The following is a 22,923-nucleotide window of genomic DNA, read 5'->3' on the forward strand; positions in this document are numbered from 1 at the left end:
ATGCTGGCCGTCCCGCGTCTTCGGACGCGGGGCATTTTTCTTGAGCGAGCACCGAGGCGCCATCATGGCCTCGCGATCGCCCCAACGCCGTCGCGGGCAGGCCCGCGGACCACCTTGCGCAGGCCATCATGCCGCTCGCCCTCCTCCGCCGGCTCGTCGACAACGCCACCCTGAAGTCGCTCGGGCCCGGCTTGATCACCGGCGCCGCCGACGACGACCCTTCCGGCATCGCCACCTATTCGCAGGCCGGCGCGCGCTTCGGATTCAATGCCCTCTGGACCCTGGTGCTGACCTATCCCTTCATGGTCGGCATCCAGCTGGTGTCGGCGCGGATCGGGCGCGTCACCGGCCGCGGGCTGGCCGCGAACATCCGCCGCGCCTACCCGCCCTGGCTCCTGTACGCCATCATCGTCTTGCTGCTGGTCGCCAACGTGATCAACATCGCGGCCGACATCGCCGCCATGGGCGAGGCGCTGCGTCTGGCGCTCGGCCGTGGTTCCAGCCACCTGTACGCGCTGGGCTTCGGCGTGCTGTGCCTGCTGCTGCAGGTATTCCTGCCGTATACCACCTATGTGCGCTACCTGAAGTGGCTGACCCTGGCCCTGCTCTCCTACGTCGCCACCGCCTTCGCGGTGGAACTCGACTGGACCGATGCGCTTGCGCGCACGGTGTGGCCGCACTTCCGCTTCACCTCCGACTCGGTGGCGCTGGTGGTCGCGATCTTCGGCACCACCATCAGTCCCTATCTGTTCTTCTGGCAGGCGTCGCAGGAAGTCGAGGAAATCCGCAGCACGCCGCGCGCCCACGCCTTGCGCACCCGCCCGCCGGACGCCAGCGCCCAGCTCGCGCGCATGAAGTCGGATACCCTGGCCGGCATGGGATTTTCCAACCTGGTCGCCTACTTCATCATGCTCACCACCGCGGCCACGCTCGGCGCGCACGGCGTCACCGAGATCGTCTCGTCGAGCCAGGCGGCGCAGGCGCTGCGCCCGCTGGCGGGCGAATTCGCCTTCCTCGCCTTCGCGCTGGGGATCATCGGCACCGGCATGCTGGCCGTGCCGGTGCTGGCCGGATCGGCCGCATACGCGATCACCGAGAGCTTCCACTGGCGTAACGGCATGGATCTCAAGCCGATGGAAGCGCGCAGGTTCTACGCCATCATCGCGCTGGCCACGCTGGGCGGCGCCCTGCTCGACTTCGCCCCCATCGACCCGATCGCCGCGCTGCTGCTCTCGGCCCAGATCAACGGCGTGATCGCGGTGCCGGTCATGGTGGTCATGCTGCTGCTGGCGCGAAACCGCAAGATCATGGGAGGCTACACCCTGAGCCTGCGCCACACAGTAATCGGCTGGGCCGGGGTAGCCCTGATGCTGGCCGCCACCCTGGCCATGCTGGTGGACGGCTGAGGATCGGCATAGGGGACGGCCCTGAGGGCCGCTCCCCTGCCACACCACCCGGCATGCGGGTCCGCACCGGGCGGTTCGAGTAGTTGAGGTCAAGACAGGCGGGGTACGCCCAGTCGGTCGAAATAGCCGATAGTCATCACTGTTTTGAGTAGCCTATCGCTGTTGTGCCACCAGCGGCGGCTGTTCGCCGCCACGTGCCTTGCTGCCGACGGCCAAGCCCCAAGCTTGAGCAGTTCCCGATACATGGTGCTTCCGCGTTTCCAGTGCTTGAGCTGGATAGCTCGCAGCCTGTGCCGCAACCATTCATCGAGTCCGCGCCAGACCTTTGGGGTTTGCGCCAACTGGAAGTACCCTTTCCAACCCAGCATATAGGAACGAAGTCCCTGCACCACATCCGGCATGCTGCGTCCGCCGGAACGGCAGGTCAGCTCCCGAATACGTTGCTTGAACGCTTGCAGCGGCTTGTCAGCCACCTTGCGTTTGATTTCGCCTCCACGCGCCACCCACAGGCTGTAACCGAGGAACTTGCGGCCGAAGACGCTAGCTACCGCGCTCTTGCCCTCGTTGACCACGAGGTGCAACTTGGCATAGCAGCGCCGCAGCAGCCCCATCACCCGCTCACCCGCCCGCCTGCTGCGCACATACACATTCGCATCGTCGGCGTAGCGTGCAAAGCGATGGCCGCGCCGTTCCAGTTCCTTGTCCACTTCATCGAGCATCACGTTGGCAAGCAGCGGACTCAATGGCCCGCCTTGCGGCGTTCCTTCGCTTCGCTCCTGCACCACGCCATGGTCCATGATGCCGCTGTTCAGATAGGCACGGACCAGCCGGATCACTCGGGCGTCGTCGATGCGTTTCTTCAGGCGATCGATCAGGATGTCATGGTTGACCCGGTCGAAGAATTTCGACAAGTCCACGTCCACCACGATTCTCAACCCGGACTGGACGTATGCCTGAGCGGCTAACACCGCATCCTGCGCACGCCTGCCCGGCCGAAAACCATAGCTGTGCTCACTGAAAGTGGGGTCAAGGATCGGCTGCAGCACCTGTAGCAGTGCTTGCTGGATCAGGCGATCCGTCACCGTCGGAATGCCGAGCTCGCGCTCGCCACCATCGGGCTTCGGAATCGTCACCCGACGTACCGGGCTGGGCCGATACGTCCCTGCAAGCAGTTGTTCACGTATGTGCAGCCACTCGGTCGCCAGTAGACGCGAGGTCTGGTCAATGTCCAGTCCATCCACGCCGGCAGCTCCCTTATTGGCCCGTACACGCTTGAACGCCCGCCGCAAGTTCTCTGTCGTCAGCGCCGTTTGCAGCAGCGCCGACCCTGTGCCTCCGGTTGCATGCCGCGGGCAGAACGCTTCGTCGCTGAAAGCATCGAGCATGGCTTCACCTTGCCCTACGGCTTCCCGCCCCGCGTTAGCGGGCATCTGACGCTGTGCCTTCTGCATCGACATATCGGATTCACTCCTACTCGTTTGGTCCTTCGTCGGCGGAGTCGAGCCTTCCCGGCGCTACCTCCAACTACTATGACCTCTGCTGAGACCCCGCTCCGATTTTTTTTTCGTCGCCCTTTCAGGCACAAGGCGGGGCGTCCCCAGGTAAGGGCCGCACTCCTTCATCACACAACCGCCGCATCTACGCCACCTCTCCTTGACCACAAGAGCTTCGCGATTCATGGCCCGCTCGCCCTGATCGGCAACGCCTTCTATGCGATTCGTGTTCCTCGGCTCATGATTTACGCTCCACGCTTCCTTCCCACACTCGGTTACCCTCATGCAGTTGCGCTTCACTTCGCTCACTGTGGTCAGCTCGCGACGGGACTTGCACCCGCAGGAGTGCGCCCATGCTGGGCGCACCATGAAAAAACCCCGCCGCCTGGAAGGCGCGCGGGGTTGCCGGGACAGCCGGGCGTGCTTACTTCGCAGCCAGCTTCTGCCAGGTCTCGATCACCGAGTCCGGATTGAGCGACATCGACTCGATGCCCTCACCCACCAGCCACTCGGCGAAGTCCGGATTGTCGGACGGCCCCTGGCCGCAGATGCCGATGTACTTGCCCTGGGCGCGGCAAGCCTTGATGGCCAGGCTCAGCATGGCCTTCACGGCCGGGTCGCGCTCGTCGAAGTCCTTGGCCAGCAGCTCCATGCCGGAATCGCGGTCCAGGCCCAGGGTCAGCTGGGTCAGGTCGTTCGAACCGATCGAGAAGCCGTCGAAATACTGCAGGAACTGTTCGGCCAGGATGGCGTTGGACGGCACTTCGCACATCATGATGACGCGCAGGCCGCCTTCGCCACCACCTTCGCCGCGCTTCAGGCCATACTTCGCCAGCAGATCGATGACCTTCTCGGCCTGGCCCAGGGTGCGCACGAACGGGATCATGATCTCGACGTTGGTCAGGCCCATGTCTTCGCGCACGCGTTTCATGGCCATGCATTCCATCTCGAAGGACTCGGCGAAGTCCTCGGCCAGGTAGCGGGCGGCGCCGCGGAAGCCCAGCATCGGGTTCTCTTCGTCCGGCTCGTAGCGCGAGCCGCCGATCAGCTTCTTGTACTCGTTCGACTTGAAGTCGGACAGGCGCACGATCACTGGCTTGGGCCAGAAGGCCGCGGCGATGGTGGCGACGCCCTCGGCCAGCTTGTCGACGTAGAAGGCGCGCGGCGAGGCGTGGCCGCGTGCCACCGATTCCACCGCCTTCTTCAGGTCGACGTCGATGTTCGGGTACTCGAGGATGGCCTTCGGGTGCACGCCGATGTTGTTGTTGATGATGAACTCGAGGCGCGCCAGGCCGACGCCGTTGTTCGGCACCGACTGGAAATCGAAGGCCAGCTGCGGGTTGCCGACGTTGAGCATGATCTTGGTCGGGATCGGCGGCAGTTCGCCGCGCGAGACTTCGGTGATCTCGGTTTCCAGCAGGCCGTCGTAGATCTTGCCCTCGTCGCCTTCGGCGCAGGAGACAGTAACAAAGGTGCCGTCCTTGAGCGCCTCGGTGGCGTCGCCGCACCCGACCACGGCCGGCACGCCCAGTTCACGCGCGATGATCGCCGCGTGGCAGGTACGGCCGCCGCGGTTGGTGACGATGGCCGAGGCGCGCTTCATGACCGGTTCCCAGTTCGGGTCGGTCATGTCGGCCACCAGCACGTCACCCGGCTGCACGCGTTCCATCTCGCTCGGGTCGTGGATCACGCGCACGGGACCGGCGCCGATCTTCTGGCCGATCGCGCGGCCGGAGGTCAAGACGGTACCCGTGCCCTTCAGGCTGAAGCGCTGCTGGGTATCAAGGGCCGACTGCTGCGACTTCACCGTTTCCGGACGCGCCTGCAGGATGTACAGCTTGCCGTCGCGGCCGTCCTTGCCCCACTCGATGTCCATCGGACGACCGTAGTGGTTCTCGATGATGACGGCGTACTTGGCCAGCTCGACCACTTCAGCGTCGGTGAGCGAATAGCGGTTGCGCATCTCGATCGGCACGTCGACGGTGCGCACCGAACGGCCGGCCTTGGCTTCGCTGGTGAACTCCATCTTGATGAGCTTCGAGCCGATGTTGCGGCGGATGACGGGCAGCTTGCCCTGCGCCAGCATCGGCTTGTGCACGTAGAACTCGTCCGGGTTCACCGCGCCCTGCACCACGGTCTCGCCCAGGCCGTAGCTGGAGGTGACGAAGACCACGTCCTTGAAGCCCGATTCGGTATCGATGGTGAACATCACGCCGGCCGCGCCGGTGTCCGAGCGCACCATGCGCTGCACGCCGGCCGACAGCGCCACTTCGGCGTGGGTGAAGCCTTTATGGACGCGGTAGGAGATCGCGCGGTCGTTGTAGAGCGAGGCGAAGACGTGCTTCATCGCTTCCAGCACGTTGTCGATGCCGACCACGTTCAGGAAGGTCTCCTGCTGGCCGGCGAACGACGCGTCCGGCAAGTCTTCGGCGGTGGCCGAGGAGCGCACGGCGAACGAGACTTCGGTATCGGAGTCGGCCACCAGGCGATCGTAGAAGGCGTGGATTTCCTGCTCCAGGCGCGGCTGGAACGGGGTGTCGACGATCCATTGACGGATCTCGGCGCCGGCGGCGGCCAGGGAGCGCACGTCGTCGATGTCCAGGCCTTCCAGGCGCGTGGCGATGCGCTGCGCCAGCGACGGCCCGCCATCGCTGTGCTCGAGGAAGTCGCGGAAGGCCTCGGCCGTGGTGGCGAAGCCGCCCGGCACGCGCACGCCGGCGCTGGCCAGTTGCGAGATCATCTCGCCGAGCGAGGCGTTCTTGCCGCCGACCGACTCGACGTCGGTCATGCGCAGGTTCTCGAACGAGGCCACATAGACCCGTGATGCTTGCTCAGGCTCCTTCAATGCTGCTACAGACAGGTTAGTCATGGTGATACACCCTTACTTGAGATAGAAACCTTTTGGCATCGTGCGGGACGACGGGGTGTTCTTGTTATTCTCGCCGTCGTGCAGCACAATGCAGAACCGTTGCCGAGCATTTTACCGCGTGAGCGGTCAAGCACGCTGCAACTTTGTCACGCCGACCTAGCATCCAGACATCATGATCGTAGAAACCACCGCTTCGCCCGCCCCGGGTTCCGCCCCCTCCTCGCGCACCGTCTTCTTCGTTTCGGACGGGACCGGCATCACGGCGGAGACCTTCGGCCACGCCGTGCTGAGCCAGTTCGAGATGCGTTTCCGCCAGATCCGCCTGCCCTTCATCGACTCGATCGACAAGGCCCACGAGGCCGCGCGCCGCATCAACGACAGCTTCGCGCGCGACGGCCAACGGCCGATCGTGTTCTCGACCCTGGTGAAGCACGACCTGTCCAGCATCATCCGGGCCGCCCGGGGCATGCACATGGACCTGTTCCAGACCTTCGTATCGCCGCTCGAGCAAGAACTGGGCGTCAAGTCGACGCACACGATCGGACGCATCCATAATGCAGTGGACACCGAGGAATACAAGAACAGGATCGAAGCGATCAACTTTTCGCTCGCCCATGACGACGGTCAGTCGCACAAGAACCTGGCCGAGGCAGATGTGATCCTGGTCGGGGTGTCGCGCTCGGGCAAGACCCCGACCAGCCTCTACCTGGCGATGCAATACGGCCTGAAGGCAGCGAACTATCCCCTGATTCCCGACGATTTCGAGCGCGGCAAGCTGCCGTCCTCCTTGCCGCCGTTCAAGGCCAAGCTGTTCGGGCTGACCATCACGCCCGAGCGCCTCTCGCAGATCCGCAACGAGCGCCGCGCCGGCAGCAAGTATGCCTCGATCGAAAATTGCCGCTATGAAGTGAACGAGGCCGAAGCGATGATGCGCCGCGAGGGGATTCGCTGGCTGTCTTCGACCACCAAGTCGATCGAGGAAATCGCGACCACGATTCTGCAGGAGATCAAGCCGGACCGGCGCGAATACTAGTAGTCTGCGAAGGCGCTGTAGCACTGGAGAGTGCCGGAAGCGATTCAAGCCCTTGCTGCGTATTTGCAACATAATCCCCAAGTTCGATCCTGTCTGAAACAATCGTCGACTGCCTCCATTAAAATGACCAGACGAATTCCAGGCACGGCGATTCTTGCGCATGTGTGCCATGGACCCATTCTGGAATGGCACCTTGACGCTACCTAGCCCGAGAAAACAAGTACGCTGGATAATCGTATGCGCTACTTTGGGCGCGGCGCTGGTATGGCCGGTCGTGGCAGCGGCGGGTCAGCTGGACAGTGTCCATGTCGAAGAGCTTACCTGGACCGAGGTGGCGGCGCGCATTGCCGGCGGCGCCACCACGATTCTCGTGCCGGTTGGCGGTACCGAACAAAGCGGCCCGCACATGGTGCTCGGCAAACACAACGTGCGTGCACGGGCGCTCGCGACAGGGATCGCCCGGCGTCTTGGCAATACGCTGGTAGCGCCTGTCGTTGCCTATGTGCCCGAGGGATCGATTACGCCGCCTGGCGGCCACATGCGCTTCGCAGGTACGATCTCGATCCCGGAAGCGGCCTTCGAATCGATGTTGGTGGCAACGGCGCGCAGTTTTTGCCAGCACGGAGCGCGCGACATATTCTTCCTTGGCGACCATGGCGGCTACCAGGACAATCTGGCAAATGCAGCGGCACATGCACGGAGCGGATCCGCGTGCCGCGTGCATAGCTTGCCCGACTATTACGCGGCGACGCAGACGCAGTATGTGGCCGCACTCAAGCGGCGCGGGTATGGCGAACGCGAAATCGGCACCCACGCCGGCCTCGCCGACACCGCCCTGTCGATGGCGATCGACCCTTCCCTCGTGCGTCCCGGCTTGCTCGGCGTCGCCGCCAGAAATGGCAGCGCGGCCGGCGTACGGGGCGATCCATCCCGCGCGACAGCCGCGCTGGGCCAGCTCGGCGTCGACACCATCGTCGCAACGTCGGTGGCGGCCATTCGCACCCGGCTACGGACGCAAGCCAACCAGAACCCATCCACACAACCCTGAACGAAGCAGATCGTGCGATTCAAAAAGAACGTCGGCATCCTCGTGGTGGCCTCCGCGGCTGCGGCAAGCATCCTCATCATGCGCCCTGGAGATGCGCCCCTCGCGGCGACCGCAGCTGCCAGCATTGTCACCGTCGCGGGTATGCCGCCGGTGGTCGACCCGCGCAACGTCTACAGCGAAATCGGGCCGACCCATCTGAGCGCTGCCGTGCGCAAGGACCTCGAACGGGTCTACGTCCCGAACCTGCGTTCGAACGACGTCAGCGTCATCGATCCAGCCACGATGAAGGTCGTGGACCGCTTCAAAGTAGGGCTGAGTCCGCAGCACGTCATTCCGAGCTGGGACCTGCGTACGCTGTGGGTCGCCAACAATGCGGAGCGCAAGAAAACCGGCAGCCTCACCCCGATCGATCCGGCGACCGGCAAGCCGGGAGCGAGCGTGGTGGTCGACGCCCCCTACAACATGTATTTCACGCCGGACGGCAGATCGGCGATCGTGGTGGCCGAAGCGCGCCGCCGGCTCGATTTCCGCCATCCGCACACGATGGCAATGCAATATGCGATCGACGTGCCCCAGTGCGGCGGCATCAACCACGCGGAGTTCTCGATCGACGGGCGCTTCGCCCTGTTCACCTGCGAGTTCGACGGCGCCATCGCCAAGATCGACCTGGTACAACGCAAGGTGCTCGGCTACCTCAAGCTGAGCATGCCATCGACGCGGGTGCGCGAAGGTGCCGATCCGCGCGACCCCGGAGCCTCGGAAATCTGCACGGCCAAGAAAGGCATGCCCCAGGACGTACGCATCTCACCCGACGGAAAACGCTTCTACGTGGCCGACATGAAAGCCGACGGCGTGCACATTGTCGATGGCGCGAGCTTCCGGAAAATCGGCTTTGTCGCGTCCGGCCCGGGGACCCACGGGCTCTATCCTAGCCGCGATGGCAAATTCCTGTACATCACGAACCGCGGGACCCATCGCGTCCATGGCAAGCGCAATGGACCGGGCAGCGTCGACGTGATGGAATTTGCCAGCGAAAGAGTCGTGGCGCATTGGCCCATCCCGAACGGCGGCAGTCCCGACATGGGCAATGTCAGCGCCGACGGCAAGTCCCTATGGCTGGCCGGCCGCTACGACGACGTGGTTTACCGGATCGATACGCGAAACGGCGCCGTACGGCAGGTGAAGGTTGGCGGCGAACCACACGGGCTGACGGTCTGGCCCCAGCCTGGCCGCTACTCACTGGGGCACACGGGCAATTTGCGTTAGCAACTGGGCGCCGCCATGGCAGCACAAGCCTATCAGTGAGGTCCGGACCTGGCCGAGACCGGCGCTTCGGTTGAGCATGGCAGCTCACCAGGTGTGACAAATCGCACACGCTCACGAAGGTTTGGATCGGCCCATTGCGGACCTATATGGGCCGGAAAATCTTATGTTCACCAACTCCAACACCGATTGGACGGATGGCCACAGGCGAGGAGAAGTCTGACGCGACAATCTGTCTCGAACGCCGGGATAAGGATCATAACAGCGCGCGATATCTGGAAGCCGGAAGCGCCGGTGACGTACCAAAATCCCTCGCAGTCGTCGCCGCAGCAAGCCCTGTCGGTAGCAGTGCAGTCCTGTCGGCGAGCTTGTTCATAGGGATGCTCGATCTGTGCGGTGGCATGTCAACAGAAGCGTTCACGCCATGCTGCCTTCGCGTGAAATTCGCCCTTTCTCACAAGGCTAAGGACCGCTTCTGGCCGATTGTGGACCTGGAACAGCTACGCTGTCAGCGGGCGGTCTCACCGAACACGCGACTGTGCCAATACATCTGTGGTGCGGCAAACCAGCTTTCGTTCCTCGTCGTTCGAAATTGAGCAAGTTGGGCCATCGGTATCTGATAGCGACTGAACAAAGCTAACAGGTCTCTAAGGGACGCCTGGGACAGGTTCGTTCTGACCACCAAGGTATCCTGTTCCCACCTGAGGACACCGGGGATCTCCATCGCCCACTCAAACAGATGCTTCTCGTCGAGCTGCGAACCGAATCGCACGCCCGAACAGTCGAGATAGACCATTCATTTCCTTGTTCTTCTGCGCCCGCTCCTGGCCGGTAGTGGACGATCGTATGGCTCAGTGCACGAGCATGTCGCCGCTAGAGCAAGTAGCCGGGCTTGCCGGGCGTTCCAAAAGTCAAATCAGAAGAAATGCCGCCAGTCTTCCAGCCAGCCAGGGAAGGCCCCGGCTTCCATCGGATTGGCAATGTGATAGCCCTGCGCGTACGTGCAGCCGAGGTTCTGCAGGAAATCCCAGTCCTGGCGCGTCTCCACGCCGACCGCGACCGACATGCGGTCCAGGCTGTGCGCCAGGCCCAGGCAGGAGCGCAGCACCGTGCCCAGCGGGCGCCGCTTGGAGGCGCCGTCAACAAAACTGCGGTCGATCTTCAGTTCCGTGAACGGGATGCGCGCCAGCAGCTGCAGGTTGGAGCGACCGGTGCCGTAGTCGTCGATCGCCAGGCCGAAGCCCATCATGCGCAGGCGCACCAGGCGTTCGATGAATTCCGGGTCGGTGTTCAGGACCGAGGATTCGGGCATCTCGAAGGTCAGGTATTCCGGCAGGATGCGGTGCCGCTGCACACAGGCGGTGATCTGGCGCACGAAGGCCGGGTGCGCCAGGGTCTCGGGCGCGAGGTTCAGGCTGATCGGGACGGGAATGCCCTGGTCCTGGAACCAGCGGCAGCGCTCGCTGGAGAGCTCGATCATGCTCCAGTCGAGGAAATCGACCCGGTTGTTCTGCTCGAGCGCATCGATGAAGGAGCCCGGGCCCAGCACGCCGTGCTCGGGATGGCGCCAGCGGGCAAAGGCTTCCAGGCCCTTCACCTGCCCGGTGGCGAGCTCGATCTTGGGCTGGAAGAAGGGTTCGAACTGGCGCTTCTGCAGGCCGATGCCGATCTCCTGGAAGGAAAAGCTCGCCCCCCTAGAGGCGTCCTTGCCGTGCGTCAGCGGCGTGTAGTTGTCGAGCAGGGGCTTGAGTTTGGCGGCCGTGACCGGCTTGGGCGTCGTGCCCAGCAGGTCGACCCCATAGGCCTGGGCCAGGGTCTCGACCGAGAACAGCAGTCCGGCCGGCTGGGCGCCGGTGACGATCAGGCGCAGGCCGTCGGCCGCGGCGCCCAGCGCACCGAGATTGCGGATCAGTTCCAGGCCATCCATGCCGGGCAGGGCCAGGTCGACGATCGCGACATCCACCTTCGGTGCGAAGCCCGCTTCGAGCCGCTGCAGCGCCAGGTGCCCGTCCGGCACGTCGGTGACGCGGCGCGCGCCCAGTTGGCCGAGCAGCTCCACCAGCGTCCTGAGCTGGGCGGCGTCGGCTTCCGCCACCAGGAAGTGCAAATGCGCGATGTCCATCTTTACTCCATTTATGAACCTATCCCAGTAGGGAATGAGTCGTTGCTGGCGCGCCTGACAAGCGGGTGCTGCGTTGCTCGTCCTTGCATGGCTCGCCATGCGGCGTCCTCGCGCCTTGCCCTCGCTTGCCATGCATCGCCATCAACTTCCTCCTCCCTACCGGGATAGGTTCCAATCAACCGCCAGATTACCCTGAAGGCCGAGCCGCCGTCTACGCCTGCGTTTGCCGCAGCTGTTCGAAAAAGCACACCGCGGCGCAGGCGGCCACGTTCAGCGACTCCACCTTGCCGGCGTGGGGAACGGCGACGCGGTGGGTCGCCAGCTCGAGCAGCTCCTGCGAGACGCCCTGCCCTTCGTGGCCCAGCACCCAGGCCACCGGGCGGCGCAGGTCGAGCGCATACAGCCGCTCGCTGGCGTAGCCGCTGGTGGCCAGCACCGGAATGCTGGCTGCGCGCACCAGCGGCGCAAGCTCGATGTTCTCGAAGATGTCGAGCACGAAGTGGGCGCCCATCGCGGCGCGCAGCACCTTGGGCGACCAGCAGAAGGCGGTGCCCGGGCTGCAGTAGACCTGCCTGATGCCGCTTGCCGCGGCGCTGCGCAGGATCGAGCCGACGTTGCCCGGGTCCTGCACGCCGTCGAGCAGCACGCTCGATTCAACCAGGCCGGGCGCCTTCGAGGGAACGGGCGAGGCGACCACGAACACGATGTGCACGCCGTGCTCGACCTGGCTGATGGCGCCGAACAGCGCGTCCGGCAACGCCGTCACGTGGGCGTGCAGGGCTTCCACGCGATCGACGATGGCGGCGACCTCGGGATTGCCGAGCGCGCCCTCGGAGACCACGCAATGTTCGGGCGCGCCGCGCAGCTCGAGCCAGCTCTGGCACAGGTGGACGCCGTCGAGCAGGCTGGCGCCAAGCTTGCGGCGCGCCTGCGAACTGGTGGCCAGGCCCTTGAGTTCCTTGTAAAACGCGTTGTCGCGCGAGCTGACGTGCTTCATGCGGCGAACCTCATGCGGCGAACAGGTCGGACTGCAGCAGGCCGCGCACCGGCGCGAACGAGCGGCGATGCACCGGCGACGGGCCGTGCAGGCGCAGGCGCTCCAGGTGCAGCGGCGTCGAATAGCCCTTGTGCTGGTCGAAGCAGTATTGCGGATACTGGGCATGCAGTTGCACCAGCGCGGCGTCGCGCGCGGTCTTGGCCAGGATCGAGGCGGCCGAGATCGCGTTGACCTTGTCGTCGCCTTCCACCACCGCATGGGCGCGGATCTCCATCGGCGGGCAGCGGTTGCCGTCGATCAGGGCGATGGTCGGGATGGTTTGCAGCGCTTCCACCGCGCGGCGCATCGCCAGCATGGTCGCATGCAGGATGTTCAGGGTGTCGATCTCTTCGCAGGAACACTCGGCGATGGCCCAGGCCAGGGCATGCTCCTTGATCAGGGGCGCCAGCTCGTCGCGGCGCGCTTCCGTCAGCTTCTTGGAGTCGCGCAGGCCCTCGATCGGGCGCTTCGGGTCGAGGATGACGGCGGCGGCGAACACCGGCCCGGCCAGCGGACCGCGGCCGGCTTCGTCCACGCCACACACGATGTCGGCGTCCGTGAACGGCCGCAGCCGGGGCGGCAGGCCGGGGTAAAGATTGACCTTCTTCTTGCTCATTTTCTACGTCCAATCACGCGGAGCACTGCGTCCGCGCTCGCCTCGGCACTATTGCGCAGCAGGCTGTGATGCATGTCGGTAAAGCGGCGCGCCAGCGCCTCGCTGCCGGCCGGGTCGTCCAGCTGGCGCTGCACCGCATCGGCCAGCGCCTGCGGCGTGGCCGCATGCTGAAGATACTCCGGAACGACGAATTCGCGCGCCAGGATGTTCGGCAGTCCGATCCAGGGCTGGTAGCCCATGTGGCGCATGATCTGCCACGAGGCGCCCATCACCTTGTAGGCGATCACCATCGGCTTCTTGAACAGCGCCACTTCCAGCGTCGCAGTGCCCGAGGCCACCAGCACCACGTCGGCGGCGGCAATGGCGGCATGCGACTGGCCGTCGACCAGGCGTACCGGCACGTCCGCCAGCCCGGCCTTGTTCACGATCTCGGTGTAGTAGGCGCGCTGGCGCTCGCCCGCCATCGGCGCGATGAACACCAGCTTCGGGTCGCGCCGCGCCAGCAACCCGGCGGCGGCCACGAAGGGCTCGGCCAGGTACTTCAGCTCGCCCATGCGGCTGCCCGGCATGATCGTCACCACCCGCGCATCGTGGGCGATGCCCAGCTCCGCGCGCGCGGCCGCCACGTCGGGCTGGAGCGGAATCATCTCGGCCAGCGGATGGCCGATGTAGGTCACCGGCACGCCGGCGGCGCGGTAGATCGCTTCCTCGAAGGGAAAGATCACCAGCATGTGCGAGACGGCGCGCTTGATCTTCTTGATGCGCCCGCCGCGCCAGGCCCAGATCTGAGGGCTGACGAAGTGGACGGTCGGAATCCCTTCCGCGCGCAGCTGCTCTTCCAGGCCCAGGTTAAAGCCCGGATAGTCGGCGCCGATGAAGGCGGCCGGACGCTCGCGCAGCAGGCGGTCGCGCAGCGTGTTCTGGATGCCCTTGATCTCGCGGTAGCGCGGGATGATCTCGAACAGGCCGCGCACGGTGAGGGTCTCGATCGGCACGTCGCTGTGCATGCCCTGCTCGATCATGCGCGGGCCGCCGATGCCGTGGAAGCGCACGTTCGGCAGCTGCGGGCGCAGGCCGGCCATGAGGCGCGCGGCGAGCATGTCGCCGGACACCTCGCCGGCGACCATCGCTAGCGAGACCTCAGCGGACGATGCCACGGGTGGCGCTGTCGAGGAATTCGCGCATGGCGCGGATATCGGCCGCGGCGGCTGCCTGGCCGGATTCGAGCTCGAGCAGCGCGGCCTTGGCTTCTTCCAGCGTCAGGTTCGAGCGGTACACCAGCTTGTGGGCGCTGCGGATGCCGTCGATCTGCTCGCGGCTGAAACCGCGGCGCTTCAGGCCTTCGATGTTGACGCCGCGCTGGCCGGCCGGATTGCCCGACACCAGCACGAAGGGCGGCACGTCCTGGGTCAGGCTGGTGTACATGCCGACGAAAGCATGGGCGCCGATCTTGCAGAACTGGTGCACGCCGGCATAGCCGGACAGGATGGCATGGTCGCCCACGTGGACGTGGCCGGCCAGCTGCGCGTTGTTCGAGAAGATCGTGTGGCTGCCCACCTGGCAGTCGTGCGCCAGGTGCACGTAGGCCGAGATCCAGTTGTCGCTGCCCAGGCGGGTGATGCCGGCGTCCTGGGCGGTGCCCAGGTTCATGGTGACGAATTCGCGGATGGTGTTGCCGTCGCCGATTTCCAGGCGGGTCGGCTCGCCCTTCCATTTCTTGTCCTGCGGCGCGGCGCCGATCGAGCAGAACTGGAAGAATTTATTATCCTTGCCGATCGTCGTGTGGCCTTCGATGACCACGTGCGGTCCCACCACGGTGCCCGCGCCGATGCGCACGTCAGGACCGATGATCGAATACGGGCCGACCTCGACCGAGCTGTCCAGCTCGGCCTTGGGGTCGACGATCGCGCTCGGATGGATCTTGCTCATTACTGCCCCGCTGCTTCGTTGGCGCGGATGGTGCACATCAGTTCACCCTCGACCGCGACCTTGCCGTCGACGCTGGCGACGGCCTTGTACTTCCAGATGCCGCGCGACACGCGCAGGATTTCGACTTCCATCTTGAGCTGGTCGCCCGGCTCGACCGGACGCTTGAAGCGCGCGTTGTCGATGCCGACGAAATACACCACCGAATTCTCGTCCGGCTTGACGTTCATGGTCATGAAGGACAGGATCGCGGCGGTCTGCGCCATCGCTTCGATCATCAGGACGCCCGGCATCACCGGCTTGTGCGGGAAGTGGCCGTTGAAGAACTCTTCGTTGACGGTGACGTTCTTGATGGCGGTGATGCGCTTGCCCAGTTCGACGTCCAGCACGCGGTCGACCAGCAGCAGCGGATAGCGGTGCGGCAGGTATTCCTTGATCGCGTTGATGTCGAGGGTCTTGACTTCGTTCATGGTCTGGACTTCGGTGGTCATTTTTGTTCTGTCAGTGTTTTAATGGTTTTTTCAAGCGTGCGGATCTTCTCGCGCATCGAGGCCAGGTTGCGCACGATGGCGGCGCTGCGCTCCCACTCGGCGTTCTTGGCCAGCGGGTAGAAGCCGGTGTACTGGCCCGGTTCGAGCACCGAGCGCGAGACCATGCTGCCCGAGGAGATATGGACGTTGTCGGCGATTTCCAGGTGGCCCAGCACCATGGCGGCGCCGCCGAAGGTGCAGCCCTTGCCGATCCTGGCGCTGCCGGCCACGCCGACGCAGCCGGCCATGGCGGTATTGGCGCCGATGTGGCAGTTGTGGCCGATCTGGATCTGGTTGTCCAGCTTGACGCCGTCCTCGATGACGGTGTCGGCCAGCGCGCCGCGGTCGATGCAGGTGTTGGCGCCGATGTCGACGTCGTCGCCGATCACCACGCGCCCGGTCTGCGGGATCTTGATGTACTTGCCGCCTTCGACCGCGAAGCCGAAGCCGTCGCCGCCGATCACGGCGCCGGAATGGATCACGCCGCGCGCACCGATCACGCAGCGCGCGTGGAAGGTGGCGTTCGCGAACAGGTGGGTGCCCTCGCCGATCCGCGCCTCGGCGCCGATGAAGCAGCCGGCGTCGATGACCGCGTGGGCGCCGATCACGGCGCCCGCCTCGATGGTCACGTGCGGACCGACGTGGGCGGTGGGGTCGACCGTGGCGTCCGGCGCGATCACGGCGCTGGCGTCGATGCCGGGCGCCTTCGGCGTCTCGGCGAGCGACACGAAGTATTGCGCGGCGCGGGCGAAGTAGGCGTAGGGATTGGTCGTAACGATGCGCGCGCCCTCGTAGGTCGCGGCAACGCTCGGGTCGTCCAGCGGAGAGAGGATCAGTGCGGCGGCCTGGCTTTGCGCCGCCAGGGCGCGCAGCTTGCTGTTGCTGAGGAAGCTGATGTGCGAGGCGCCCGCGCTGTCGAGCGGCGCGATGGCCGAGACGACGAGGTCCGGGTCGCCGACGAGCTGTCCGCCGAAGCGCTCGACCAGGTCTTGGAGTCGAATGCCCATGTTGGAATGTCGGGTGTCAGTCAAAATGTGCTGCGTCTTTACTTGTGCTGCCGCCGGAGCGGATTACTTGTCCAGCAGCTTCAGGATCTTGTCGGTGATATCGATGCGCGGGCTCGACCAGGCGGCTTCGGCCAGCACGGCGTCCAGGCGCTCCTGCTCGGCGACCTGCTCGATGATCTTGTAGGCACGCGTCGCGATGGCGGCGCGCTCTTCGTTCTTGCGCTGCATGAGGTCTTCCTGGAACTCGCGCTGCATGCGCTGCACGTCCTTTTCCATGTTCAGCAGCTCGCGCGCGCGGCGCGTGCGTTCCACGTCGTTCAGGCCGGCCGCCTCGCCGTCGAATTTCTCAGACATCTGCTTGAGCTTGGTGACGGTCTCCTCGACCACCTTCTGGCGTTTCGAGAACTCGGCCTGGATGCGGGCATCGGCCGTCTTCGCCATCTTCGATTCGCTCATCAGGCGCTCGGTCGCGACGAACCCGATGCGGCCGGTGCTCTGGGCCTGGGCCAGCGGCGCGGCGCACAGCGCGGCCAGCAGCAGTGTCTGGAGCAAAGGCCGGGGCAACGTGGCTTTCAGCATTTTCAACATCTCTCTCCGTAAAATCGGGACCTGCCCAAGGTGGGGCCTTGTCAAGCGGCCCCGTTCCGGCCGGTCAGAAGCCGGTACCCATCTGGAACTGGAAGCGCTCCAGGCGGTCGCCCGGCAAGGCGTTCAAAGGCTTAGCATAACTCAACTTCAGCGGACCGACCGGGGAAATCCACGACAGGCCGATACCCGCCGAGAAGCGCATGCGGTCGAGGCGGATCTTCTCTTCCTCCTGGTAGACCTGGCCGCCGTCGACGAAGGTGAACCAGCGCAGGCTGCGATCCTTGCCGCCGCCCGGGAACGGGAACTGCAGTTCGGCGTTGGCGATCAGGCGCTTGGAGCCGCCCACCGCGTCGTAGTAGGTCGGGTCGACCACGCCCAGCGAGGAGCTTTCGTAGCCGCGCACCGAACCGATGCCGCCCGCGTAGAAGTTCTTGAACACCGGATAGCTGCTGCCGCCGATGCCCTTGCCGTAGTCGAACTCGCCGCGCAGCGCCAGGGTCATCCAGCGCGTGAGCGGACGCCACCACTGGTGTTCGTACACCACGCGGAAGTACTTGGCGTCGCCCAGCGCATCGACTTCGAGGTTGGCGCGCTGGTAGCGGCCGCGGGTCGGCGTCACCGCGCTGTCGCGGGTGTCGCGGCCCCATGCCGCGGTCAGCGGGATGGCGAAGGTGGAGGCCTTGCCGATGCCGTCGATCGGACCGCCGTTGTCGGCCACGAAGGTCTTGTACAGGGTCGGCGAGGTGAAGTCGGTCTCGATCTGGGTGCGCTCCAGGCCGGCGCCGAAGAACACGGTGTCGTTTTCCGAGAACGGCACGCCGAAGGTCATGGTGCCGCCGGTCTGGCGCACCGTGTACAGGCCGAGGTTGAGCGCCGGCGGGCGCATCGTGCGCAGGTAGAGCTGGAACGAGCGCGAGATGCCGTCGTCCGTGAAGTACGGATTGGTCTGCGAGAACGCGATCGTCTTGTTGTACTTGCTGGTGTTCAGCTCCAGGCCGATGGTATTGCCGCTGCCTGCGAAGTTGGCTTGCGAGATCGAGGCGGTGAAGGTGAACTTCTCGGACTGCGAGAAAGCGCCGCCGATCATGAAGTTACCGGTCGGCTTCTCTTCGACCACCATGTTCACGTCCACCTGGTCGGTGGTGCCGGGCGACTCCGGGGTCTCGACCTTCACGTCCTTGAAGTAGCCGAGGCGGTCGACGCGGTCGCGCGAGAGCTTGACGCGGTTGGCGTCGTACCAGGAGCTTTCGAACTGGCGGAACTCGCGGCGGATGACTTCGTCGCGGGTCACGGTATTGCCCGAGATGTTCATGTGGCGCACGTAGGCGCGCTTGCCCGGATCGATGAAGAAGGTGAAGCGGGCTTCGCGCTTCTCGCGGTTGATCTCCGGGTTGGCGGTGACGTTGGCAAACGCGTAGCCGAAGGAACCGAGGCGGTCCGAGATCAGCTTGTTGGTCGCTTCCATCAGGTCGCCCGAGTAGACTTTGCCCGGCTGCAGCAGGATCAGCTTGCTCAGCTCTTCCTCGCGGCCGAACATCTCGCCTTCCAGCTTCACGCCCGAGACGGTGTACTGCTCGCCTTCGGTGATGTTGATGGTCAGGTAGATGTCGCGCTTGTCCGGGGTGATCGAGACCTGGGTTGATTCGACGTTGGCTTCCAGGTAGCCATTATTCAGGTACAAGGACTTGATCGACTCGAGGTCGCCGGTCAGCTTCTGCTTCGAGTACTGGTCGGCCTTCGAATACCAGGTGAACCAGCCCGACTTGGACAGCTGCAGCACTTCGCGCAGCTGCTTGTCGCTGAAGGCCTTGTTGCCGACGAAGTTGATCTGGCGGATCTTCGCCACGTCGCCTTCGTCGACGTTGAACATGATCGTCACGCGGTTGCGCTCGATCGGGGTGACGGTGGTGGTGATCTTGACGCCGTACAGGCCGTGCGACAGGTACTGGCGCTTGAGCTCCTGCTCGGCGCGGTCCACGGCCGCCTTGTCGAAGATCTTGGTCTCGCCGACGCCGATCTCTCCGAGCGCCTTGACCAGCATGTCCTTTTCGAATTCCTTGGTGCCGGTGAAGTCCACCGAGGAAATCGCCGGGCGTTCCTCGACCAGCACCACCAGCACGCCGTTTTCTTCTTCCAGGCGCACGTCCTTGAAGAAGCCGGTCGCGAACAGGGCCTTGATGGCGGTGGTCGCCCGCGCATCGTCCATGGTCTCGCCCACGCGCACCGGCAGGTAGCTGAACACGGTGCCCGCTTCGGTACGCTGGATGCCTTCGACCCGGATGTCCTTGACCACGAACGGATTGGCGGCAAGGACATTGCCGGCGCACAGAGCCAGCACGGCTGCGCCAATCATGCTGCGGCGGATGAACGGCAGGGCGAAACGATCAGGTTGTGAATTCATTGGCTGGATCAAAGGGTCAGTCATTGGACAACATACATATTCTTGGCATCTCGAATAAGCTACTGCGCGTTGCACTGGCGGTCTGCGGTGCTCGCTGTACTATCGTACAGCTGCGCTTCTCGACCACCATTGCCGCCGCTCGCTACGCTTATTCGAGCGCCATTCTTTTGCCGGTGCGCGGTCCCTGCTTGGGCACCGCTAAAGCAACCGCACCAGGTCATTGAAGACGGCGAGCGCCATCAGCATGAACAGCAGGCCGACCCCGAAGCGCTGCGCATACTCTCCAACGCGCGCAGGGAGGGGACGCCCGGTCAAAACTTCCAGCGAATAATACAGTAAATGGCCACCATCCAGAACCGGAATTGGTAACAAATTCATTACGCCTAAGCTAATACTAATAAATGCGATGAACTGCAAATAGGTGGCCAGGCCGATGCGCGCGGTCTGTCCGGCGTAGTCGGCGATGGTGATCGGACCGGTGACGTTCTTCCAGGAGGCTTCGCCGGTGATCATCCTGCCGATCATCTTGATCGTCATGACGCTGGTTTCCCAGGTCCGCTCGGCGCCCTTGGCAATTGCCTCGAAGGGACCCGAATGCACGGTCACCATCTCGACCGGCTGCGACAGCATCACCTTGGCGACGCCGCGCCCGCTCGCCGCGTCCTTCTCCGGCGTGACCGCCAGCGCCACCACGCGCCCTGCCCGCTCGACTTCGAGCGGCACGGTGCGCCCGGCGGCCGCGCGCATGGTCTCGGTGAAGGCCATGCCGTCCTCTACCAGCTTGCCGTCGGCGCGCAGCACCAGGTCGCCGGCCTGCAGGCCGGCGCGCTCGCCCGCCCCGCCCGGCAGCACCTTGTCGATGCGGGCGCGGGCGCGCCACAGGTCCAGGCCCAGGGCCTCGGTCACGTCGCCTTCGACATCGAGCTTGGCGATCCGTTCCGCGGGAATGGTGGCGTGGTAGCTGCCGCCGCCCTGGGCGCGCAGTTCGAGCCGTGCTTCCGTTTTATCCACGGTGGCGTGGATGATCTGCCAGCGCAGTTCGGCCCAGGACTGGACCGGGTTGCCGTTCACCGCCACCACGGTGTCGCCCCCGCGCACGCCGGCCAGCTGCGCCGCCGTGCCCTGGGGCGCGGCGCGCAGGCGTGCCGATGGCTCCTCGACGCCGTGCATGAACAGTACCGCCATCAGGCCGATGGCGACCAGGAAGTTGGCGAGCGGGCCGGCCGCCACGATGGCGATGCGGCGCCACACGCTCTGGCGGGTGAACTCGCGGTGCAGTTCCGATTCGTCCTTGGGCGCCGTTTCCGGGTCGCGCGCATCGAGCATCTTGACGTAGCCGCCCAGCGGCAGGGCCGAGATGGCCCATTCAGTCTGGTCGGCGCCGAAGCGGCGCGACCACACCACGCGGCCCATGCCGATCGAAAAGCGCAGCACCTTCACGCCGCAGGCGCGGGCCACCAGGTAGTGCCCGAGCTCATGCAGGACGATCAGCGGCCCGAGGGCCAGGGCAAACGCCAGGATGGTATAGATCAGGCTCATGGCGTCAAGCCCGCAGGCGGGCGATCACGGACCTGGCGGCGGCACGCGCGCGCGCATCCTGGGCCAGCACCGCCTCGATCGAGGACGCCGGGCCGTGCGGCACGGCCTCCATCACCTGGGCGATCACGCGGTCGATATCGCGGAAACCGATCTCGCGGTCGAGGAAGGACTGCACCGCCACTTCGTTGGCGGCATTGAGCAGGCTCGGGGCGGTGCCGCCCGCGCGCAGCGCTTCGAAGGCGAGCGCCAGGCAGGGAAAGCGTTCGAAGTCGGGCCGGTGGAACTGCAGCGCGGCCATCTCGGTCAGGTCGAGCTGCGGCACGCCGGAAGCGATCCGCTCCGGGAAGGCCAGCGCGTGCGCGATCGGAGTGCGCATGTCGGGATTGCCCAGCTGGGCCAGCACCGAGCCGTCGGTGTAGGAGACCATCGAGTGGATCACGCTTTGCGGATGGATCACGACCTCGATCAGCTCGGGCGCGGCGCCGAACAGCCAGTGGGCCTCGATCACTTCCAGGCCCTTGTTCATCATGGTGGCCGAATCCACCGAGATCTTGCGACCCATGACCCAGTTCGGGTGCTTGCAGGCTTCCTCGGGCGTCACCGCCTCCAGGGTCTCGACCGCGCGCTGCAGGAAGGGGCCGCCCGAGGCGGTGAGCAGGATCCTGGCCACGCCGGCCGCCTGCGGGTCGCGCGCATAGCTGGCCGGCAGCGACTGGAAGATCGCATTGTGCTCGCTGTCGATCGGCAGCAGGGTCGCGCGGTGCTCGCGCACAGCGTCCATGAACAGCTGTCCGGACATGACCAGGGCTTCCTTGTTGGCCAGCAGGACCTTCTTGCCGGCACGCGCGGCCGCCAGCGTCGGCGCCAGGCCGGCGGCGCCGACGATGGCGGCCATCACGGTATCGGTGTCCGGACTGGAGGCGATCTCGCACAAGGCCTGCTCGCCATGATCGACCTGGATGTCCAGGCCCGCCAGCAACTGCGCCAGGCGCCCTGCCGCATCGGCCGAGCCGACCACGGCGCGCGCCGGCTTGAAACGGCGGCAGGCGTCGGCCAGTTCCTCGACGCGACCGTGCGCGCTCAGCGCGTACACGCTGTAGCGGTCCGGGTGGCGGGCGAGAACGTCGAGGGTCGAGGCGCCGATCGAGCCGGTGGCGCCCAGGATGGTAATGCGCTGCATTGCGGGATTCCTTTATTGCTGGCAGCTTGCTGCTAGAGCCGGGAGCCGATCAGGGCTGCCAGGGGCAGGACCGGGACGAGCGCGTCCACGCGGTCCAGCACTCCGCCGTGGCCAGGCAGCAGGTTGCTGCTGTCCTTCATGCCGGCGCGGCGCTTGAGCTGGGATTCGAACAGGTCGCCGACCACGCTGGCCGCGACGATGAGGATGAGCACCACGTACAGCGCGGCCCAGCCGAGGCTGGCCTGCACCTGCGCGGCGAAGGTGCCGGCCATCGCGTCGCCGCCGAGCACGATGCTCAGGGTGGCCAGGACCAGCACCGCGATGCAGCCGCCGATCGCGCCTTCCCAGGACTTGCCCGGCGAGATCGAGGGCGCCAGCTTGCGCTTGCCGAACGCCTTGCCCGAGAAATAGGCGAAGATGTCGGCGGCCCAGACGATGGCCATCACCGACAGCAGGTAGAGCGGCGACAGGCGATACATCTCGACGATGGCCGCGAAGCAGCCGACCACGGCGATGGCGTAGACCAGGCTGAGGAAGGTGTTGGCGCCGCTACCCAGCGGCGGCAGGCCGAGCTTGAGCGAGGGCGCGAAGCGCAGCGCCCACACCAGCACGCTGATCGCGAACCAGAAGGTCGGGTTCGGGCTCGGCGCGATGAAGAAGGCGTAGACGAAGGCCGCGGTCCAGAAGGCGGCGATCAGGGGCGCCTTGGCGGTCTCCGGGTTGAACAGGCGGAAGCACTCCCAGATGGCCGCGCCGAAGAACACCGAGGCCACCACCGCGAACGCCGTGTAGTTGTTGAAGTACAGGACCGGCAGCAGGACTGCCAGCAGTGCGAGCGCGGTAATGATCCGGGTTTTCAGCATTGT

Annotated in this window: 19 protein-coding genes; 4 read left to right on the top strand and 15 right to left on the bottom strand. The window is 65.3% G+C overall.

All coding sequences use genetic code 11. The features are described 5' to 3' along the window. Nucleotides 1-128: 128 nt before the first annotated feature. Nucleotides 129-1,406, top strand: a complete 1,278-nt coding sequence (locus tag MasN3_RS15690) for an NRAMP family divalent metal transporter (protein WP_281908380.1) — start codon at nucleotides 129-131, stop codon at nucleotides 1,404-1,406. Nucleotides 1,407-1,495: 89 nt separating this feature from the next. Here MasN3_RS15690 and ltrA read toward each other — a convergent pair whose 3' ends face one another. After that, nucleotides 1,496-2,863, bottom strand: a complete 1,368-nt coding sequence (ltrA, locus tag MasN3_RS15695; protein ID WP_281908382.1) for a group II intron reverse transcriptase/maturase — start codon at nucleotides 2,861-2,863, stop codon at nucleotides 1,496-1,498. A 460-nt stretch (nucleotides 2,864-3,323) separates the two neighbouring features. Next, nucleotides 3,324-5,768 (bottom strand): phosphoenolpyruvate synthase, encoded by a 2,445-nt coding sequence (gene ppsA, locus MasN3_RS15700; RefSeq protein ID WP_281908383.1) that lies wholly within the window; start codon nucleotides 5,766-5,768, stop codon nucleotides 3,324-3,326. Between the two features lie 172 nt (nucleotides 5,769-5,940). Here ppsA and ppsR point away from each other — a divergent pair, with 172 nt between their 5' ends. The 3 genes from ppsR (at nucleotide 5,941) to MasN3_RS15715 (ending at nucleotide 9,115) form a co-directional block, all read left to right on the top strand. Further along, nucleotides 5,941-6,801 carry a posphoenolpyruvate synthetase regulatory kinase/phosphorylase PpsR gene (gene ppsR / locus MasN3_RS15705; RefSeq protein ID WP_281908385.1) on the top strand — a complete coding sequence of 287 codons (861 nt, stop codon included), beginning with the start codon at nucleotides 5,941-5,943 and terminating at the stop codon, nucleotides 6,799-6,801. Nucleotides 6,802-6,970: 169 nt separating this feature from the next. After that, nucleotides 6,971-7,849 (top strand): creatininase family protein, encoded by an 879-nt coding sequence (locus MasN3_RS15710; RefSeq protein WP_281908387.1) that lies wholly within the window; start codon nucleotides 6,971-6,973, stop codon nucleotides 7,847-7,849. A 78-nt stretch (nucleotides 7,850-7,927) separates the two neighbouring features. Next, a complete protein-coding gene (locus tag MasN3_RS15715; protein WP_281914523.1) occupies nucleotides 7,928-9,115 on the top strand; it encodes a YVTN family beta-propeller repeat protein in 1,188 nt (395 codons plus the stop codon). A 505-nt stretch (nucleotides 9,116-9,620) separates the two neighbouring features. On the opposite strand, the gene MasN3_RS15720 is transcribed toward MasN3_RS15715, so the two are convergent. From MasN3_RS15720 to MasN3_RS15780, 13 genes are all read right to left on the bottom strand, one after another. Further along, nucleotides 9,621-9,908, bottom strand: coding sequence for a hypothetical protein (locus MasN3_RS15720; protein WP_281908389.1), 288 nt, complete (start codon nucleotides 9,906-9,908; stop codon nucleotides 9,621-9,623). Nucleotides 9,909-10,028: 120 nt separating this feature from the next. After that, entirely contained in the window at nucleotides 10,029-11,234 is a 1,206-nt protein-coding gene (locus MasN3_RS15725) for an EAL domain-containing response regulator (RefSeq protein WP_281908392.1), read from the bottom strand. A 211-nt stretch (nucleotides 11,235-11,445) separates the two neighbouring features. Then, nucleotides 11,446-12,231, bottom strand: coding sequence for a TrmH family RNA methyltransferase (locus MasN3_RS15730; RefSeq protein WP_281908394.1), 786 nt, complete (start codon nucleotides 12,229-12,231; stop codon nucleotides 11,446-11,448). Between the two features lie 10 nt (nucleotides 12,232-12,241). Next, nucleotides 12,242-12,886: a ribonuclease HII gene (rnhB, locus tag MasN3_RS15735; RefSeq protein WP_281908395.1), complete on the bottom strand. Its 645-nt coding sequence runs from the start codon at nucleotides 12,884-12,886 to the stop codon at nucleotides 12,242-12,244. Then, nucleotides 12,883-14,043 (bottom strand): lipid-A-disaccharide synthase, encoded by a 1,161-nt coding sequence (lpxB, locus tag MasN3_RS15740; protein ID WP_370662302.1) that lies wholly within the window; start codon nucleotides 14,041-14,043, stop codon nucleotides 12,883-12,885. The genes rnhB and lpxB overlap by 4 nt, the downstream gene beginning before the upstream one ends. After that, the gene (lpxA, locus tag MasN3_RS15745; RefSeq protein WP_281908396.1) at nucleotides 14,027-14,815 is read right to left on the bottom strand and encodes an acyl-ACP--UDP-N-acetylglucosamine O-acyltransferase; all 789 of its coding nucleotides are present in this window, start codon (nucleotides 14,813-14,815) and stop codon (nucleotides 14,027-14,029) included. The genes lpxB and lpxA overlap by 17 nt, the downstream gene beginning before the upstream one ends. Then, the gene (gene fabZ, locus MasN3_RS15750) at nucleotides 14,815-15,303 is read right to left on the bottom strand and encodes a 3-hydroxyacyl-ACP dehydratase FabZ (protein WP_281908397.1); all 489 of its coding nucleotides are present in this window, start codon (nucleotides 15,301-15,303) and stop codon (nucleotides 14,815-14,817) included. Before fabZ ends, lpxA begins: the two co-directional genes overlap by 1 nt. Next, nucleotides 15,300-16,349 (bottom strand): UDP-3-O-(3-hydroxymyristoyl)glucosamine N-acyltransferase, encoded by a 1,050-nt coding sequence (gene lpxD / locus MasN3_RS15755; RefSeq protein ID WP_281908398.1) that lies wholly within the window; start codon nucleotides 16,347-16,349, stop codon nucleotides 15,300-15,302. The genes fabZ and lpxD overlap by 4 nt, the downstream gene beginning before the upstream one ends. 63 nt (nucleotides 16,350-16,412) lie before the next feature. Beyond that, complete coding sequence (locus MasN3_RS15760) at nucleotides 16,413-16,901, bottom strand: OmpH family outer membrane protein (RefSeq protein ID WP_281908399.1); 489 nt, start codon at nucleotides 16,899-16,901, stop codon at nucleotides 16,413-16,415. Between the two features lie 100 nt (nucleotides 16,902-17,001). Next, on the bottom strand, nucleotides 17,002-19,338 hold the full coding sequence (gene bamA / locus MasN3_RS15765; RefSeq protein ID WP_281908400.1) for an outer membrane protein assembly factor BamA: 2,337 nt from the start codon (nucleotides 19,336-19,338) through the stop codon (nucleotides 17,002-17,004). Between the two features lie 198 nt (nucleotides 19,339-19,536). Continuing rightward, nucleotides 19,537-20,877 carry an RIP metalloprotease RseP gene (gene rseP, locus MasN3_RS15770; RefSeq protein ID WP_281908402.1) on the bottom strand — a complete coding sequence of 447 codons (1,341 nt, stop codon included), beginning with the start codon at nucleotides 20,875-20,877 and terminating at the stop codon, nucleotides 19,537-19,539. A gap of 4 nt (nucleotides 20,878-20,881) precedes the next feature. Continuing rightward, complete coding sequence (ispC, locus tag MasN3_RS15775) at nucleotides 20,882-22,057, bottom strand: 1-deoxy-D-xylulose-5-phosphate reductoisomerase (RefSeq protein WP_281908403.1); 1,176 nt, start codon at nucleotides 22,055-22,057, stop codon at nucleotides 20,882-20,884. A 32-nt stretch (nucleotides 22,058-22,089) separates the two neighbouring features. Then, nucleotides 22,090-22,920 carry a phosphatidate cytidylyltransferase gene (locus tag MasN3_RS15780; protein ID WP_281908404.1) on the bottom strand — a complete coding sequence of 277 codons (831 nt, stop codon included), beginning with the start codon at nucleotides 22,918-22,920 and terminating at the stop codon, nucleotides 22,090-22,092. Between the last annotated feature and the right edge of the window lie 3 nt (nucleotides 22,921-22,923).

This window comes from Massilia varians, assembly GCF_027923905.1.
In the GTDB taxonomy this organism is placed as follows: Bacteria; Pseudomonadota; Gammaproteobacteria; order Burkholderiales; family Burkholderiaceae_D; genus Telluria; species Telluria varians_B.

Bases quoted from the DNA above. Each gene is read 5' to 3' on its own strand.
- rnhB (WP_281908395.1), bottom strand. From the start codon at position 12,886: ATGAGCAAGAAGAAGGTCAATCTTTACCCCGGCCTGCCGCCCCGGCTG.
- lpxD (WP_281908398.1), bottom strand. From the start codon at position 16,349: ATGGGCATTCGACTCCAAGACCTGGTCGAGCGCTTCGGCGGACAGCTC.
- bamA (WP_281908400.1), bottom strand. From the start codon at position 19,338: ATGAATTCACAACCTGATCGTTTCGCCCTGCCGTTCATCCGCCGCAGC.
- MasN3_RS15725 (WP_281908392.1), bottom strand. From the start codon at position 11,234: ATGGACATCGCGCATTTGCACTTCCTGGTGGCGGAAGCCGACGCCGCC.
- MasN3_RS15710 (WP_281908387.1), top strand. From the start codon at position 6,971: ATGGACCCATTCTGGAATGGCACCTTGACGCTACCTAGCCCGAGAAAA.
- lpxA (WP_281908396.1), bottom strand. From the start codon at position 14,815: ATGAGCAAGATCCATCCGAGCGCGATCGTCGACCCCAAGGCCGAGCTG.
- MasN3_RS15730 (WP_281908394.1), bottom strand. From the start codon at position 12,231: ATGAAGCACGTCAGCTCGCGCGACAACGCGTTTTACAAGGAACTCAAG.
- MasN3_RS15780 (WP_281908404.1), bottom strand. From the start codon at position 22,920: ATGCTGAAAACCCGGATCATTACCGCGCTCGCACTGCTGGCAGTCCTG.
- rseP (WP_281908402.1), bottom strand. From the start codon at position 20,877: ATGAGCCTGATCTATACCATCCTGGCGTTTGCCCTGGCCCTCGGGCCG.
- ltrA (WP_281908382.1), bottom strand. From the start codon at position 2,863: ATGTCGATGCAGAAGGCACAGCGTCAGATGCCCGCTAACGCGGGGCGG.
- MasN3_RS15690 (WP_281908380.1), top strand. From the start codon at position 129: ATGCCGCTCGCCCTCCTCCGCCGGCTCGTCGACAACGCCACCCTGAAG.
- MasN3_RS15715 (WP_281914523.1), top strand. From the start codon at position 7,928: ATGCGCCCTGGAGATGCGCCCCTCGCGGCGACCGCAGCTGCCAGCATT.
- ppsA (WP_281908383.1), bottom strand. From the start codon at position 5,768: ATGACTAACCTGTCTGTAGCAGCATTGAAGGAGCCTGAGCAAGCATCA.
- MasN3_RS15720 (WP_281908389.1), bottom strand. From the start codon at position 9,908: ATGGTCTATCTCGACTGTTCGGGCGTGCGATTCGGTTCGCAGCTCGAC.
- ispC (WP_281908403.1), bottom strand. From the start codon at position 22,057: ATGCAGCGCATTACCATCCTGGGCGCCACCGGCTCGATCGGCGCCTCG.
- ppsR (WP_281908385.1), top strand. From the start codon at position 5,941: ATGATCGTAGAAACCACCGCTTCGCCCGCCCCGGGTTCCGCCCCCTCC.
- fabZ (WP_281908397.1), bottom strand. From the start codon at position 15,303: ATGACCACCGAAGTCCAGACCATGAACGAAGTCAAGACCCTCGACATC.